Here is a 15,974-nt window from a genome sequence, read left to right as displayed (position 1 = left end):
GACCAGGTGCGGGCCATACGCTCGGGTGGGTGAAGACATTGTTGCAGGTTGTCGCGGGTCATTTGCCTCCCACCATTGCCGCGCGGGTGCGGGTGGCGGCGGCGAATCCGCTGTTGGACGGGGTGCAGATCGAGGAGGTGGTGGCGCCTTTGGCGCAGCTGAGCGAGGTGCAGGTGAGTGAGTTGCGGGCGGCACTGGCCGATTTCGAGGAGCCGTCGCTGCCGCCGGCGCTTCAGGACGAATTGCTTGCGTTGCAGCGGGATCCGTCCCCGCAGGCACTGATCGCGGTGGTGCGGGATCTGCTGGCGTCCATCGCCGCGGTCTGAGGTCAGGCGCGGCCGGTGAGCCGGTCCAGCACCTCGGGGTGGGTGTCGAGGTAGTGCTCGAAGTCGATGGGTGGATGGCCGGTGACGGCCTCCACCGTGCTGGACACGGTGGCGAGTTCGCCGGTGGCGATGGCCTGGTAGGAACTCACCCAGCCCGCGACCATCCAGTCCGGTGCGTGGTAGTGCGAGCGGCTTTCGTACGCCTCGGGTATCGACTCGGGTTTATAGGTGATGGGGCGGCCGGTGCGGCGACTGAGAATCTCGGCGACCTCGTCCAGATCCATGGCCCGCGGTCCGGTGATATCGCGCACCGCATTGGGTAGCAGTTGATCATCGAGCAGGACCGCGGTGGCGACATCGGCGATGTCCTCGTGCGCGACCGCCGCGACCCGCCCGTCCCCGGCGGGTCCTCGGATCACCCCGGTCTCGGGATCGGCCATCGCGGGCAGATGCACCTGATAGTTGTTGTCCCGCAAGAACGTGAAGGGCAGTTCGGTCTGCCGGATCTGCTGTTCGGTGTACCAGTGATCGCGGGCGAAGGTGAAGGTGGCCTCGGGCGCCGCGCCCTGGAAGGAGATGTAGACGATGCGCCGTACCCCCGCGGCGACGGCCGCCTCGATGGCGGTGGTGTGTTCGGCCACGCGCAGTTCGCTCTCCATGGCCGAGACCAGCAGTAGTGTCTCCACCCCGGTGACCGCGAGTTCGAATTTCGGCCCGTCGCCGTAATTGGCAAAACGCACTTCGGCATCGGGCAGGGGCAACTGTTTTCCGGGGCTGCGGGCGATCAATCGCAGATCCGCTCCCGCGGCGGCCAGACGCTGGGCGACCAGGGTGCCGAGCTTGCCGGTCGCTCCGGTGACACCGATTTTCGTCACGATCGAACCCTCCCGGTGCAGTGGGTGATCAAAATGCTGACGTTTCGCAGCCTACGCCGGTGGGCGGCCGGCCGGTTCCGGGCACCGACCGCACCGGGGTGTCGGGGCGGTCGGCTACGGTCGCAGGACTTGTTGCCGAGCAGAGGTGAGGATCTTCGATGCCGCGGGATTTGGCCGATCTGTCGTTCGCGCGCTTTCTGGAAGCCCGCGAGGATCTCACGATGGAGGGCGAATACGATTGCGCGCTCTTCGAGGGCCTCCGGCTCGAGGACGCCGAGGTGCGCGGCGCGCAGCTCACCGAATGCGCCATGACCGGCGGCACCATCACCGGCGGCAGTATGCGGCACACCAGGTTCAACGATGTCTGGATTCAGGGCACGCAGTGGATTCGCGCCGATCTGTCCGAAACCTCGTGGATGGACGCGGAATTGGTGATGAACGCCTGGTCGGGCGTGGAGGCGTTCGGTGCGCGCCTGCGCCGGGTCACGTTCTACAACTGCAAATTCGATTCGGTGAACCTGCGCGGCGCGCACCTGAACGAGGTGTCGTTCGTGGATTGCGTACTGCGCCATCTGGATATCAGCGAGGCGAAGCTGACCTCGGTGAGTTTTCCCGGATCCGAGATCGAGGCGCTGTCCCTGCGCAAGGCCACCCTGGCGAAGGTGGACCTGCGCTCGGCGCGGGCGATCGGCATCTTCGACGGTGTCGAATCCCTGCGCGGCGCAACGATCAACAGCTCACAGCTGATGGATCTGGCCCCGGTCTTCGCGCACAATATCGGGCTCAACGTCTCCGATCGCTGAGCGATCACACCCCGTAGCCGCCGTCGACATCGAGCTTCTGTCCGCTGATGAAATCGGCGCGGTCCGAGGCCAGGAAGCAGACCGCTTCGGCGATGTCCTCGGCATTTCCGAAGCGGCGCAACGGAATATTGGCGCGGGTGACGTCCAGGGCGTGCTGATCGAGCTCACCGGAGCTGATCAGCCGATCGGCCATGCCGTCGGTGGTCATACCCGGTCCGACGCAGTTGGCGCGAATCCCGAACCGGCCCTCTTCGGCGGCAATGCCCCGAATCAGCGCTTCCACGGCGGCTTTCGGTGCGCTGGAGAGGCCGTCGCGAATGGGGAAGCGCGCGGTGGCCGCGGTGGTGACGGCGACGATATTGCCGCCGGTCTCGCGCAGATACGGCAGCGCCGCGTGCGCGGCGTTGAAGAAGCCGCCGGCATCGTCGATGAGCTGAGACCTGAAGTCGCCCGGGGTGATTCGGCTCAGATGCCGCATCGGAATATGCGGTCCGGCCGCGTGGACCAGGGTGTGGATGCCGCCGAATTCGGCGGCGGTCTGCGCCATGACCTCGGCCGCGCGTTCGGCGTCGGTGAGGTCGAGTCGCCACGACATCGCTCGCCGTCCGCGCTCCTTGGCGAGGGTGAGCAGTGGATCCAGTTTGCCCGCCGAGCGGAAGTAGGTCAGCCCCACATGGCTGCCGCGCTCGATGAGCATGCGCGCGGTGGCCAGGCCGAGCCCGCCGCTGGCTCCGAGTACGAGTGCGGCCCCGGGCCGGTGACCGAAGTCGTCCATTTACTTCCTTCGGTGCGGGGCGCGCGGGTGGGCGCGACGCATATGAACAGGTCGGTACGACCCTATTGGTAGTCCACCGCAGTAAAACAAGCAAGTGCTTGGTTTGTCGGGCCGGATGATCAGCGGGTTCGGTAACACCTCGGCCGCGATCCGCCGAAACGAGCCGATGAGCGATTGCGATCGGCCCGCTGCCACGCCACCACCGGATCGCTGGGCGCGGCATCGCCGAGCGGAACCGCGCGCAAGCCGTCCGGCAGCGTGTGCGGGGGTGCCAGGCCGATGGACCCGTCACAACACGGCCCGCATGCACTCGGGCACGGTGCGCACGCTCGCGGGTGTGGTCTGCCTGCGCGCCGAACACTCACATGCCGCCAGGCGCGCGCGATTAGTGCTTGGGCTGGGGCCGGGCGCGCAGGTGTGCCCGTTCCCCCTGTTTGCCGAAGAGGCTGAGGAATTCGACCGATTCGGGTCCGGCCGCGCCGAACCAGTGCGGTTCGCGGGTGTCGAATTCCGCCGCCTCTCCGGGCAACATGATGAAATCGTGGTCGCCGAGCACCACCCGCAGTCGCCCGTTGAGGACGTACATCCATTCGTAGCCCTCATGCGTCTGCGGGTCGGGCTCGCGGCGCGTCCCGCCGGGGATGACCAGTTTGTACGCCTGAATGCCACCGGCGCGCCGGGTGAGCGGCACCATGGTCATCCCGCCGCGGCTGACCGGTCGCAGATGGATGCGCGGATCGCCGGTGGGCGGCGCGCCCACGAGTTCGTCGAGGGTGACCCCGTGCGCCTTGGCCAGCGGCAGCAGTAGTTCCAGGGTGGGCCGCCGCGCCCCGGACTCCAGCCGGGACAGGGTGCTGACCGAGATTCCGGTGCTCGCGGAGAGCTCGGCGAGCGTGGCCTCGCGCTTGTGCCGCAGGTCTCGCAAGCGCGGGCCGACCGCGTCGAGGGCCTGATCGAGTTCGCTGTCCATCCTCCGAGTTTGCCGTATCGGCAAATATCCTTGCCAGATTTGTGGATCTTCTCGCATGGTCGATAACAAGCGGAACAAGGAGGTCATGATGACGGATCAGCTGGTGGACGGCTACGACGCGGTGGTGATCGGCGGTGGCGCGGCCGGTCTGAACGGTGCGCTCATGCTGGCCCGGGCCCGGCGCTCGGTACTGGTGATCGATGCGGGCGAACCCCGCAATGCCCCCGCCGACGGCGTGCACGGGCTGCTGGCCCGCGAGGGTATGCCCCCGGCGGAATTGCTGGCGCGCGGTCGCGAGGAGGTGCGCGGTTACGGCGGTCACCTGCTGTCCGGCACCGTGGTCGACGCGACCCGGGACGACAGCGGATTCACGGTCGAATTGGCCGATGGCCGCACCGTGCGCGCACGGCGGCTGCTGGTGACGACCGGACTCGTCGACGAACTGCCCGATATCGCGGGGCTGCGCGAGCGCTGGGGCCGCGATGTGATCCACTGCCCGTACTGCCACGGCTGGGAGGTGCGCGATCAGGCCATCGGCATTCTGGGCAGCGGCCCGATGTCGGTGCATCAGGCGCTGCTGTTCCGGCAGTGGAGCCCGGATATCACCTTCTTCGCGCACACCGTCACACCGACGGCGGAGCAGGCGGAACAGCTTGCGGCACGCGGGATTCCGGTGGTGACCGGTGCGGTGCGGGCACTCGAGATCGCCGATGACAGGGTCGTCGGCGTCCGGCTCGAGGACGGTACGGTCGTGCCGCGCACGGCCGTGGCGGTGGCCTCGCGCATGGTGGCGCGTGCGCACTTCCTCGCGGCCCTCGATCTGAAGCCCGTGCAGCACCCCTCCGGTATGGGGGAGCACATTCCCGCCGACCCGACCGGCCGCACCGATGCCCCCGGTATCTGGGTGGCGGGCAATGTCACCGATCTCTCCGCCCAGGTCGGCGCGGCCGCCGCGGCCGGCGCCACCGCCGGGGCGATGATCAACGCCGATCTGATGACCGAGGAGACCACCGCCGCCGTGGCGGCCTATCAGTCGGCCAGGGCGTCTGCGCGCAGTTGATCGAGCGTGCGGGACAGGATGCGGGACACGTGCATCTGGGAGATGCCGAGGTGGTCGGCGATCTGCTTCTGGGTCCGGCATTCGAAGAAGCGCATGGTGAGAATGTCGCGCTCGCGGTCCTCGAGTTGGATCAGGTGCGGGCGCACCGCCATTCGCTGTTCGATGAGTTCGAAATCGGGGTCGTCCGCGCCCAGCGACTCGGCCGGGGACAGCGGTGTGTTCTCACCGTCGTCGCCGGTGTAGGCGTCGAGCGAGCTGGCCTGATAGGCGTTGGCGGCCACCAGCGCCTGGGTGACCTCGAACAGGTCCACGTCGAGCTCGATGGCGATTTCGCGGGCCTTGGGCATCCGCCCGAGCCGCTGTGCCAATCGTTCCACGGCGCCGCCGATCTGGAGCTGAATCTCCTTGGTGCGCCGGGGAACTCGAACCGACCAGGTGTAGTCGCGGAAGTGCCGGCGTACCTCGCCCATGACGGTGGGAACCGCGAAGGACAGGAAGGTCGAACCGCGTGAGACGTCGAACCGATCCACGGCCTGAACCAGTCCCACGCGCGCGACCTGTTGTAGATCGTCGAATCCCTCACCGCGGCCGGCGAATCGGCGCGCGATGTGATCGGCGAGCGGTAGGCAGCGTTCTATGATGCGCTCCCGCAGGCGGTTTCGTTTGGGGTCGAGGTTCTCGTCGGCGACGGCGAGCTCCTGAAAGGCCGCCTCGATATTGTCGTAGGTGTTAACGGTCATCGGTCAAACTCCGACTCCGGCTGATTGCGCCACGACCTCCCAGAGGGATGTCCGGCTGCGCCGCGCGTCTTAGCGTTTCGCAGTGGCGAAATCTGCTGTCGCACCACCGGCCGGCCGCATGAGTGCGGACCTCCCGGGATCGGCTGTTCTATCAACCTGGTGCATGAGTACCCCCTTCTCCCCGTTGCCAAACCGAGACGTGGGAAACCTGTGCACAGCCGGGTTTACCGGCCGCCGTTCCGGTTACAGCCGGAGTATCGGCGACCAGGAAGGACCCTCCTCATCATGTTGATGCGACGACTCGCCCGCCCACTGCTCGCGACGGCGTTCATAGCCGAGGGATTGGACACCCTCGCCAACCCACAGCACCGCACCAAGGCTGCCGCCGATCGGGTGCAGCAGGCCAAACGAGTGTTGCCCGATCGCTATGCGGACCGCTTCCCCGAACCCGATCGTGCCGTGCGGATCAATGCCATGGTGCAGGTGGGCGGTGGCGCGCTGCTCGCCTTCGGCCGCGTCCCGCGCCTGGCCGCGGGTCTGCTCGCCGCGACCGTGATTCCGGCGACCATCACCGAACAGGACTTCTGGGCCGAAACCGATCCGGCCCTGAAGTCCGCCAAACGATTGGCCTTTCTCAAGGATCTGAGCCTGCTGGGCGGTCTGCTCATCGCGGCGGGAGATAAGGGCGGCCGTGGTACGCCCGCATGGCGTGAGTTCGCGGAGCGGGCCGCCGCGGGAACCGCCGAACTGGCTGATACGGCCCAGGCCAAGGGTTCGCTGCTGGCCGAGCGCGCCCATGAGCAGGGGGCGCACCTGGCCGAAATAGCCCAGGACCGCGGCTCGCAGCTGGCCGAGATCGCCCAGGACCGTGGCGCTCATCTGGCCGAGATCGCCCAGCATCGGGGTGCGCACCTGGCCGATGTCGCCAAGGATCGCGGTGCGCACCTGGCCGAGGTGGCGCGCGATCGCGGCGGGGAGCTCTCCGAGGTCGTGAAGGATCGCGGCGCGCTGCTGTCCGACGTGGTCAAGGACAAGGGCGCGGTGCTCTCGGAGGTGGTCAAGGATCGCGGCGCGGTGCTGGCGGACGTGATGCGCGATCGCGGTTCGGAGCTGGCCGAGGTGGTCCGGGATCGTGGCGCCGAACTGGCCGACGCGGCCAAGGATCGCGGTACCGAACTGGCCGACGCGGCCAAGGATCGCGGCGGTCGCCGTCGGCTCAGGGCCGGTTGGCGCGTGTGAGGTCTGCCCGGACCAGCTCGTGCGCGGCGGTGTCGAAGGCGCGGATACGGGCGGTCTCATCGCAGGCGCGCCAGGTGAAACCCCACTGCACGGGCGGGGTCCCGACGATCGGCAGGAAGGCGATATCGGGTCGCTGATAGTAGCGATTCACCTGCGCGCCACAGATGAACGCGCCCTCACCCGCGCCGATCGAGGCCAGCACCTCCTGGAAGGTGCGCACCATTCGGCCGCGCGGAATGGGCTTGCCCGCGGGCGTCCGGGTCGGCAGGTGGTCGCGCACCCAGGACCGCGGCACGGACTCGGGCACGTCCAGCAGTGTCACCGCGGCCAGATCCTCCAGTTCCACACTGGTGCGCGAGGCCAGCGGATGCTCGGTCGACACGGCCAGCATCCGCGGTTCGGTGATCAGCACCGGACCGTGCACCAGTGCCGGATCCTCGATGGGACGGCTCACCAGCACCATGTCGAAACCCGTTGTGAACCAGCTCGTTCCGTCGGTGAGCTGGGCATCGCGAATGGTCAGTTCGGTCTCGGGATGCGCGGTCCGGAACCGCGCGGCGGTGGCATGACAGAGCTGCCCGGCGGCCGCGCCGATGAATCCCACCGTGAGCGTGCCCGCGAACCCGCGACCCGCCCCGACAGCCCGGCCGATGCCCCGCTGGATCTGCTCATGTCCGGGTCGCAGATCGTGCATCAGCTGTTCACCGATGTGGGTCAGGGTCACCCGCCGGGTGGTGCGCTCGAAGAGCTGCGCGCCGACACGCCGCTCCAACTGTGTGATGGTCTGGCTGACCCGGCTGGGGGAGACGTGCAGTTGTTCGGCGGCGCGCCCGAAATGCAGGTGTTCGGCCACCGCGAGGAATGCCTCGATTTCGTAGAGCTCCATGGACCTTCGCTCGTTTCCTGAGTGGAACTACATAAGCGTTGAGCGAACGGTCATTGTTCCCGGGGGTTTCGGTGGGCATCCTTCGAAGTGGATACCCACTCGTCCTCGAGGGAAGGCATGCCTTGACCACCGCCACCCGGAACGAACTCCGCACCCTGCTGGCCCGTGCCCGGCGTCTCAACGGTGAACTCGTCGAGGGTGCGGCTCCGCTCAGCGATACGGTCATCCGCCCACTCGCCGCCGTCGTGGGTGAAACGGACTCCGTCACAGTCGAACCCGAGCTCGGTGAACCGGAGCAGCGACTGTGGGAGCTGGCCAAGGACGCCACCCGATTGCGGGCCGGTGATGATCTGCCGGAATTGCAGGAGGCGGTGGCCGCCCTTCAGCACCTCGCCTGCGTATTCGCCTCGGACGAAAAGGTTTTGGCCGCGCGCGTCGCCGAACTTGCCGCGATTCAAGGTGTTTCGCCGATGCGGATCGAGGTCGCGCCGGACGGACCGTATCTGCTCAGCAATCCCGAACAGCTCACCAACTGGCTCGGCGAACCCATTCGCACCTTCCCGCAGATGGCGCTGTGCCGCTGTGGCGCTTCGGAAATGAAGCCGCTCTGCGATGGCAGTCACGCCCGGATCGGTTTCAGCGGCGCCAAGGATCCCGAGCGCGTGCCCGATCAGCTCGACACCTATCCCGGGATGGGGGTGACGGTCACCGACAATCGCGGACTCTGCGCGCATTCGGGGTTCTGCACCGATCGGGTGCCGACCGCATTCCGGGCCGGCCAGGAGCCGTTCGTCGCGCCCAGCGGCGCGCGCGCCGATGAGATCGCCGCGGCGGTGCGGGCCTGCCCGTCCGGCGCGCTCGGCAGCCCGGATGTGTCACTGCCGCACCGTGATCCGGCGGTCGAGGTGTCCAAGGACGGACCGTATCGGATCACCGGCGGGGTGCCGCTGGACGGCGCGGCCGATCGCGAGCACTACAGCCTGTGCCGGTGCGGGCAATCGCGCAACAAGCCGTTCTGCAGCGGGATGCACTACTACGTGGGCTTCCAGGATCCGCCGATGTCGCAGGAGCCGAGCCTGTTCGAATGGGCGGGCGGACTGCCCGCGCTGACCCGGATGACCAAGATCTTCTACGGCAAGTACGTGGCCAATGACGAACTGCTGGCCCCGCTGTTCGCGCGCATGTCACCCGATCATCCCGAGCGGGTGGCGGCGTGGCTGACCGAAACCTTCGGCGGGCCACTGCTGTACACCGAGCGCTACGGCGGCTACGACCATATGGTCGCCGAGCACGCCGGTAAGGCCCTCACCGAGGAGTGGCGCGCCCGCTGGGCCCAGCTCATCTCGCGCGCCGCCGATGACGCGGGCCTGCCGCGTGATCCGGAGTTCCGCGCCGCCTTCGCCGCCTATGTGGAGTGGGGTTCGCGGATCGCGGTGGAGAACTCCCAGCCCGGCGCGAATCCGCCCCCGCATATGCCGGTACCGCGCTGGTGGTGGGTGTGCAATGCCACACCCGGTTCGCGGATCTCGGCGCTGGAGCCGAAAACCGAACGGGCCGTGACGCTTCCGGCGGGGGATGAACCCCTCGGCTTCGCCGACCACATCAAGCCGCTGTTCCGCGAAATGGACCGCAAATCCATGAGTTTCGTGTTCGATCTGTGGTCGCATGCCGATGTGACGCAGCATGCCGACGGTATTCTCACCCGGCTGCGGCAGGGGTCGATGCCGTGTGACGGCGCGTGGCCGGTCGAGCATGTGGACGCCTTCGAGCGCTGGATCAAGGACGGGTGCCCGGCCTGAGCGCGGCGGTGGCACTTCAGGATCGGTCGACCAGCCGGTCGGCCAGCGCATCGGTGTAGGCGTCGCCGAGCGGTCCCAGACCGAAGAGCGTCCGCACGTAGATCGGGGCCAGAATGTGGTCCACGATCTGCATCGGGTCGGGGGCGCGCTCACCGCGCGCCGCCGCCCGGTCGACCATGGCCCGTAGCTGGTCGAAACGTGCGGTGAGGAATTGGTTCCGGGCCTGCGCTCCGGTCTCCCCGGCATTGGACAGCGCCATCGCAAGCCGCAGCACCCCCAGCCCGGCCGGGCCCGATACGTCGGCGGCGACCTTGCTCGCGAATCCGCGCAGGTCCGCCCGCAGGCTGCCGGTATCCGGGATCGGGGAATGTTCGGTGAGCCAGGTGATCGCCGCGTCCGCGCTGAGGGCCTCGAGGTTCCCTTCGACGGTCCGGGCCAGCCCGGCGCCCGGCATCGGCGCGGCCTGTTCTTCCGCCCCGATTGGGAGCATGTGGTCGGCCCCGTCATCGAGTTCGCCCTCTCCCGCCCCGATGTCGATCCGGCGCGTATCGCGCTGCTGGGCAACAGCATGGGCGGTGTCCTGACCCCGCGCGCCGCCGCCTTCGAACCGCGTATCGCGGCCCTGATCACCCTGGACGGCGTCTACGACCTCGGGACCATCGCCACCATGGGCCTTCCGGGAGATCGCGCCGAGATCGAACGCCGACTGCGCGCCGATTCCGATCCGGAGCTCGACGAGGTCCTCGACCGGGCCGCGCAGGAGAGCCCGACCCTGCGCTGGGCAATCGCCCAGGGCCGCTTCACCTTCGGCGTCGACACCGCACGTGAATTCTGCGCCGCCTACCTGGACTACCACGTCCGGGACGGCATCGCCGAGCGCATCACCTGCCCCACCCTGGTCTGCGCGGGCACCGAGGACGGCTTCTTCAAAGGTCAGCCCGAACTCCTCTACGCCCACCTGACCTGCCCCAAGACCCTGCTGTCCTTCACCGCGGCCGAAGGCGCGGACGCGCATTGCCAATCCGGGGCGCAGCGCCTGGCCTTCGCCCGCGTCTACGACTGGCTGGACGACACGTTCGAGGCGGCCGTCAGCGGGTAGCCTGTGCAGGGAATCCCCGCCCGAAAGGTCCGCCCCGGCGACACCCCGCAAGCGTGAGGAGCTCGTGTATGACGCAGTTGACCGGCACCAACGACGATACTTCGGCCGACAATATCGGCGGTCCCGGTGGCGCGACCATCGCACCGCGGCCGTACCGGCTCGGCGACGGTCCCGGCCCGCTGGGTGCGGAGGAGCTGCGCGCCATCGACGCCTGGTGGCGGGCGGCCAATTATCTCGCCGTCGGGCAGATCTATCTGATGGAGAATCCGCTGCTGCGCACGCCCCTGGGGGCCGAACAGATCAAGCCCCGGCTGCTGGGGCACTTCGGTACCGTACCGGGACTGAATCTGGTGTGGGCGCATGCCAATCGGGCCATTCTGGGGCGCGATCTGAACGCGGTGTTCGTGGCGGGACCGGGCCACGGCGGGCCGGGGCCGAATGCCTGTGCCTGGTTGGAGGGCACCTACTCCGAGCTGTACAGCAATATTCCGCGTGACGAGCAGGGGATGCGGGAGCTGTTCGCGCAGTTCTCCTTCCCGGGCGGGGTGCCGAGCCACTGTGCTCCGGAAACGCCGGGCTCCTTCCACGAGGGCGGTGAACTCGGGTACTCGCTGCTGCACGCTTTCGGTGCGGCACTGGACAATCCGAGTCTGACGGTCTTCTGCGTGATCGGTGACGGTGAGGCCGAGACGGGTCCGCTGGCGGGCAGCTGGCATGCCGACAAATTCATCAACCCGGCCCGCGACGGCGCGGTGCTGCCGATCCTGGCCCTGAATCAGTACAAGATCGCGAATCCGACCATTCTGGCGCGCATCCCGGAGTCGGAGCTGATTTCGCTGTTCAACGGGTACGGTTACGACCCGATCATCGTGTCCGGGAGCGACCCGGCCGCGGTGCACCAGGATATGGCCGCCGCGGTGGATCGCTGCCTGGATCGGATCGCGGAGATCCAGCAGATCGCCCGCGCGGGTGACGGTACGCGCCCGATCTGGCCGATGATCGTGCTGCGCACCCCCAAGGGCTGGACCTGTCCGCCGGTGGTCGACGGTGAGCCCGTCGAGGGCACCTTCCGGGCGCATCAGGTGCCGCTGCCGGCCGCGCGCACCGATCCGGAACATCGTGCGGTGCTGGAGCAATGGTTGCGGTCGTATCGGCCCGACGAGCTGTTCGACGAGTCCGGGCGGCCGGTCGAGGAGTTGTCGCGACTGGTGCCCAAGGGCGATCGGCGGATGAGCGCCAATCCGGTCAGCAACGGCGGCACCCTGGTGCGCGATCTGAAACTGCCCGACTGGCGCGAATACGGTGTGCAGGTCTCGACCCCGGGCGGCACCAAACATGAGGCGACGCAGGTGCTGGGCACCTGGCTGCGCGATGTCACCGCCGCCAATCCCGACAACTTCCTCACCTTCGCCCCGGATGAGCTGGCCAGCAATCGATTACAGGACATCCTCACCGTGACGGGCCGAGATTGGCAGGCCGAGATCGGTGAGTACGACGTGAAATTGGATCGCGCGGGCCGGGTCATCGAGGTGCTGTCCGAGCATATGTGCGAGGGTCTGCTCGAGGGGTATCTGCTCACCGGGCGGCACGGCGTCTTCACCTGCTACGAGGCGTTCATCCACATTGTCGACGCCATGTTCAACCAGCACGCCAAATGGCTGGACGCCAGCGCGGCGGTATCGTGGCGGCGGCCGATTCCGAGTCTGAATTACCTGCTGTCGTCACATGTTTGGCGGCAGGACCACAATGGCTTCACCCATCAGGATCCGGGATTCCTGGATGTGGTGCTGAACAAATCGCCCGAGATCGTGCGGGTGTATCTGCCGCCGGACGCCAATACCCTGCTCTCGACCTATGACCACTGTCTGCGGTCGCGGCACTACGTGAATGTGGTGGTGGCGGGCAAACAGCCGCAGGAGGACTGGCTTTCGGTGCCGGAAGCGGCCGCGCACTGTGCGCGCGGTGCGGGTATCTGGGAGTGGGCGGGCAATAACGACGAGCTCGGCACCACCCCCGATGTGGTGCTGGCCTGCGCGGGCGACGTGCCCACGCTGGAGACCCTGGCCGCCGCCGCGATTCTGCGGGAACGCCTGCCGCGGTTGCGGATTCGGGTGATCAATATTGTCGACCTGATGCGCATGCAACCGCCGGACGAACATCCGCACGGCCTCCCGGACAGTCTCTTCGACACCATGTTCACCACCGATCGCCCGGTCATCTTCGCCTTCCACGGCTATCCGTGGCTGATCCATCGGCTGACCTACCGGCGGGCGAACCATGCGGGGCTGCACGTGCGCGGCTACAAGGAGAAGGGCACCACCACAACGCCTTTCGACATGGTGATGCTCAATGATATGGATCGCTATCACCTGGTCATGGATGTCATCGACCGCGTTCCCGGGCTCCAGACGCAGGCCGCGGGGCTGCGGCAGGAGATGGTCGATGCCCGCTGGACCGCCCGCGCGTGGACTCGCGAACGCGGCGAGGACATTCCCGAGGTCGCCGAGTGGACCTGGCCGTACCCGCGCTGACGGCCCGCGCCCGGCTCGCCATCAAAAAGTTACCCGCGGCCGGGTGCGCCACTTTCGCCAAGTGGGTAGCGCAAGTGAACTGACTCGCTTACGCTGGGCGAATGACGGAGTGGCAGCCCACGGCATGCATCCTGTGCGAGTGCAATTGCGGCATCCAGGTGTTGCTCGGGCCGGACGGCCGGTCCTTCGAGAAGATTCGCGGCGATAAACTGCACCCCGCCTCGGCGGGTTACACCTGTAACAAGGCGCTGCGCCTGGACCACTATCAGAACGGCCGCACCGATCGGCTGACCGCACCGCTGCGCCGCCGCCCCGATGGCGAATTCGAGGAAATCGACTGGGATACCGCGATTTCCGAGATCAGCGCGCGTATGCGGGAGATCGGGTTGCGGCACGGCGGCGAATCGATCTTCTACTACGGCGGTGGCGGTCAGGGCAATCACCTGGGCGGGGCGTACGCGCCCGCCACCATGGCCGCGTTCGGGATGAAGTACCGCTCCAGCGCGCTGGCGCAGGAGAAGACCGGTGACTTCTGGGTCGGCGCGCGCATGACCGGATATCCGATGCGCGCCGATGTGGAACATGCCGAGGTGGCGTTCTTCATCGGCAAGAATCCCTATCAGTCCCATGGCTTTCCGCGCGCTCGCACGGTGCTCAAGGAGATCGGGCGCGATCCGGAGCGCTCGATGATCGTGCTGGATCCGGTGCGCACCGAAACCGCCGAACTGGCCGATTTCCATCTGCAATTGCGGCCTGGCACCGATGTGTACCTGCTGTCGGCCATGGCGGCGATCCTGCTGCGGGACAATCTCATCGCCACCGAATGGCTGGCCGAACACGCACTCGGCCTGCGGGAGGTCGAAGCGGTGCTGCGCCGGGTGCCGATCGAGAAGTACTGCGCCATAGCCGATGTCGAACTCGATCTGGTGGTGGCGGCGACGCACCGGCTGGCGCGGGCGAAATCGGTGGCGGCGCTGGAGGACCTGGGCGTACAGATGAACCGGTACTCCACCGTCGTGAGCTATGTGGAGAAGCTGGTGTGGCTGCTGACCGGCAATGTCGGCAAGCCGGGCACCCAGTACGCCTTCACCGGTATGGCCGCCATCGGGCATGATCGCGGGCATCCGGCGGGGGAGGGGCCCAGGAGCCCGGTGGTGGGCGCCCCGATCATCAGCGGCCTGGTGCCGTGCAATGTGATCACCGAGGAGATCCTCACCGATCATCCGGCACGCTATCGCGCCATGTTCATCGAGAGCAGCAATCCCGTGCACTCCCTTGCCGATTCGGCGCGCATGCGCGCGGCCCTGGAGTCGCTGGAACTGGTGGTGGTGGTCGATGTGGCCATGACCGAGACCGCGCGCCTGGCCGACTATGTGCTTCCCGCGGCCACCCAGTTCGAGAAGTACGAGGCCACATTCTTCAATTTCGACTTCCCGCGCAATATCTTCCACCTGCGCCATCCGGTGCTGCCCGCACCCGATGGCGTGCTGGCCGAGCCGGAGATCCATGCCCGTCTGGTCGAAGCGGCCGGGGCGCTCACCGAGGACGATTACCGGCCGCTGCGCGACGCGCTCGCCCAGGGTCGCGAAGCCTTCGCCATGGCCTTCCTCGGTGTGCTCGCCGATCGGAAAACGGCCAAACTCGCTCCGGTACTGCTGTATCGGACGCTCGGGGAGACCCTGCCCGGCGGTGCGGCCGCGGCGGCCATGCTGTGGGCCGCGGCCTACAACTGTGCGCGTAGATTCCCCGCCAGCGTCGAACGCGCCGGGTACGGCACCGGTCTGGCGGCGGGCGAGCGGCTGTTCGAGGCCATTCTCACCGGCAAACACGGCATCGTCATTACCGAGGACGACTATGAGGAGACGTGGAACCGGCTGCGTGACAACAAGATCCAGCTGCACCTGGCGGACCTGCTGAATGTGGTGGCCACCCTGCCCGAACTCGATACCGCCGACGGCGAGTGGCCGTTCGTGCTCTCGGCCGGTGAGCGGCGCGCCTTCACCGCCAACACCATCGTCCGAGATCCGCTGTGGCGCAAACGCGATGGCGGCGGCACCCTGCGTATGAGCCTGGCCGATGCCGGCCACTTGGGCCTGGCCCCCGGTGATCTGGTTCGCGTCACCACCCGCCGCGGCAGTGCCGAGGTCCCCGTGGAGCCCACCGATCGCATGCGCCCCGGCCACCTGTCCCTGCCGAATGGTTTCGGCCTCTCGGTCACCGATGCCACCGGCGCGCAGGTCACCACCGGCGCGGCCCCCAATGAACTCACCGAATTCGATTCGCGCGACGAATGGGTCGGCACCCCGTGGCACAAGTACGTCCCGGCCCGCTTGGATACCGTGGACGCATGAAACGCACGACGTTCGCCACCTGGCCGTGCACCGTGGCCCGCACGGTGGATCTCATCGGCGATTGGTGGACGCCGCTCGTCCTGCGCGAAGCCTTCTACGGCGCAAGACGTTTCGACGATTTCGAACGCATTCTGGGTCTGAGCCGCAATGTGCTGACCCAGCGTCTGACCCGCCTGGTCGAGGAGGGTCTGCTCGAGCGCGTGCAATACCTGGACCGTCCACCCCGCTACGAATACCTGCTCACCGACCAGGGCCGCGACTTCTTCCCCGTCATCGCCGCCATGATGGCCTGGGGTGACCGCTATCTCGCCCCCGACGGCCCCCCGGTCGTCCTGCACCACACCACCTGCGATCACGACACCCACGCCGAAGTGGTCTGCGCGCACTGCCGCGAACCCCTGCGCCACGCCGACGTCTCGGTCCGCCTGGGCCCCGGCTTCCCCGTCCGGCACCGCGAATCCGCCCTCGCCACGGGCCGATTCGACGAAGCCGAGCCGGGGGATCACGCCGACTAGAGGGA

The 15,974-nt window shown here is 67.6% G+C and carries 15 protein-coding genes; 9 read left to right on the top strand and 6 right to left on the bottom strand.

All coding sequences use genetic code 11. The features are described from left to right. The first annotated feature begins 29 nt into the window (after positions 1-29). On the top strand, positions 30-326 hold the full coding sequence (locus tag NA10_RS14445; RefSeq protein ID WP_067568301.1) for a hypothetical protein: 297 nt from the start codon (positions 30-32) through the stop codon (positions 324-326). Between the two features lie 2 nt (positions 327-328). Here NA10_RS14445 and NA10_RS14440 read toward each other — a convergent pair whose 3' ends face one another. Beyond that, positions 329-1,201, bottom strand: a complete 873-nt coding sequence (locus tag NA10_RS14440; RefSeq protein WP_307188392.1) for an SDR family oxidoreductase — start codon at positions 1,199-1,201, stop codon at positions 329-331. A 158-nt stretch (positions 1,202-1,359) separates the two neighbouring features. Between NA10_RS14440 and NA10_RS14435 the strand changes: the two genes are divergently transcribed. Beyond that, complete coding sequence (locus NA10_RS14435) at positions 1,360-2,004, top strand: pentapeptide repeat-containing protein (RefSeq protein ID WP_067568298.1); 645 nt, start codon at positions 1,360-1,362, stop codon at positions 2,002-2,004. Positions 2,005-2,008: 4 nt separating this feature from the next. On the opposite strand, the gene NA10_RS14430 is transcribed toward NA10_RS14435, so the two are convergent. Together NA10_RS14430 and NA10_RS14425 are read right to left on the bottom strand one after the other, a co-directional pair. Continuing rightward, positions 2,009-2,779: an SDR family NAD(P)-dependent oxidoreductase gene (locus tag NA10_RS14430; protein WP_067568296.1), complete on the bottom strand. Its 771-nt coding sequence runs from the start codon at positions 2,777-2,779 to the stop codon at positions 2,009-2,011. A 385-nt stretch (positions 2,780-3,164) separates the two neighbouring features. Beyond that, the gene (locus tag NA10_RS14425; RefSeq protein WP_067568294.1) at positions 3,165-3,749 is read right to left on the bottom strand and encodes a helix-turn-helix domain-containing protein; all 585 of its coding nucleotides are present in this window, start codon (positions 3,747-3,749) and stop codon (positions 3,165-3,167) included. A 55-nt stretch (positions 3,750-3,804) separates the two neighbouring features. Here NA10_RS14425 and NA10_RS14420 point away from each other — a divergent pair, with 55 nt between their 5' ends. Then, a complete protein-coding gene (locus NA10_RS14420; protein ID WP_373862374.1) occupies positions 3,805-4,809 on the top strand; it encodes an NAD(P)/FAD-dependent oxidoreductase in 1,005 nt (334 codons plus the stop codon). Here the strand turns inward: NA10_RS14420 and NA10_RS14415 are convergent. Beyond that, positions 4,779-5,549, bottom strand: coding sequence for an RNA polymerase sigma factor SigF (locus NA10_RS14415; RefSeq protein WP_067568292.1), 771 nt, complete (start codon positions 5,547-5,549; stop codon positions 4,779-4,781). The genes NA10_RS14420 and NA10_RS14415 overlap by 31 nt on opposite strands. 285 nt (positions 5,550-5,834) lie before the next feature. Between NA10_RS14415 and NA10_RS14410 the strand changes: the two genes are divergently transcribed. Continuing rightward, positions 5,835-6,788: a DoxX family membrane protein gene (locus NA10_RS14410; RefSeq protein ID WP_067568290.1), complete on the top strand. Its 954-nt coding sequence runs from the start codon at positions 5,835-5,837 to the stop codon at positions 6,786-6,788. On the opposite strand, the gene NA10_RS14405 is transcribed toward NA10_RS14410, so the two are convergent. Beyond that, positions 6,766-7,674 carry a LysR family transcriptional regulator gene (locus tag NA10_RS14405; RefSeq protein ID WP_084514655.1) on the bottom strand — a complete coding sequence of 303 codons (909 nt, stop codon included), beginning with the start codon at positions 7,672-7,674 and terminating at the stop codon, positions 6,766-6,768. The genes NA10_RS14410 and NA10_RS14405 overlap by 23 nt on opposite strands. Positions 7,675-7,796: 122 nt before the next feature. On the opposite strand from NA10_RS14405, the gene NA10_RS14400 reads away from it, so the two are divergent. Further along, positions 7,797-9,473: a CDGSH iron-sulfur domain-containing protein gene (locus NA10_RS14400; protein WP_067568288.1), complete on the top strand. Its 1,677-nt coding sequence runs from the start codon at positions 7,797-7,799 to the stop codon at positions 9,471-9,473. A 16-nt stretch (positions 9,474-9,489) separates the two neighbouring features. Here NA10_RS14400 and NA10_RS35595 read toward each other — a convergent pair whose 3' ends face one another. Further along, the gene (locus NA10_RS35595) at positions 9,490-9,963 is read right to left on the bottom strand and encodes a TetR-like C-terminal domain-containing protein (protein ID WP_084514663.1); all 474 of its coding nucleotides are present in this window, start codon (positions 9,961-9,963) and stop codon (positions 9,490-9,492) included. Here NA10_RS35595 and NA10_RS14390 point away from each other — a divergent pair, their 5' ends adjacent. The 4 genes from NA10_RS14390 (at position 9,964) to NA10_RS14375 (ending at position 15,969) form a co-directional block, all read left to right on the top strand. Continuing rightward, complete coding sequence (locus NA10_RS14390) at positions 9,964-10,572, top strand: alpha/beta hydrolase family protein (protein ID WP_218021520.1); 609 nt, start codon at positions 9,964-9,966, stop codon at positions 10,570-10,572. A gap of 68 nt (positions 10,573-10,640) precedes the next feature. After that, entirely contained in the window at positions 10,641-13,103 is a 2,463-nt protein-coding gene (locus tag NA10_RS14385) for a phosphoketolase family protein (protein ID WP_084514653.1), read from the top strand. Between the two features lie 101 nt (positions 13,104-13,204). Beyond that, entirely contained in the window at positions 13,205-15,454 is a 2,250-nt protein-coding gene (locus NA10_RS14380; RefSeq protein ID WP_067568284.1) for a molybdopterin-dependent oxidoreductase, read from the top strand. Further along, the gene (locus NA10_RS14375) at positions 15,451-15,969 is read left to right on the top strand and encodes a winged helix-turn-helix transcriptional regulator (protein ID WP_067568282.1); all 519 of its coding nucleotides are present in this window, start codon (positions 15,451-15,453) and stop codon (positions 15,967-15,969) included. Before NA10_RS14380 ends, NA10_RS14375 begins: the two co-directional genes overlap by 4 nt. Positions 15,970-15,974 lie beyond the last annotated feature (5 nt).

It is taken from the genome of Nocardia acidivorans NBRC 108247 (assembly GCF_001625085.1).
Lineage (GTDB): Bacteria > Actinomycetota > Actinomycetes > Mycobacteriales > Mycobacteriaceae > Nocardia > Nocardia acidivorans.
This window is presented reverse-complemented; position numbering and strand designations above follow the sequence as displayed.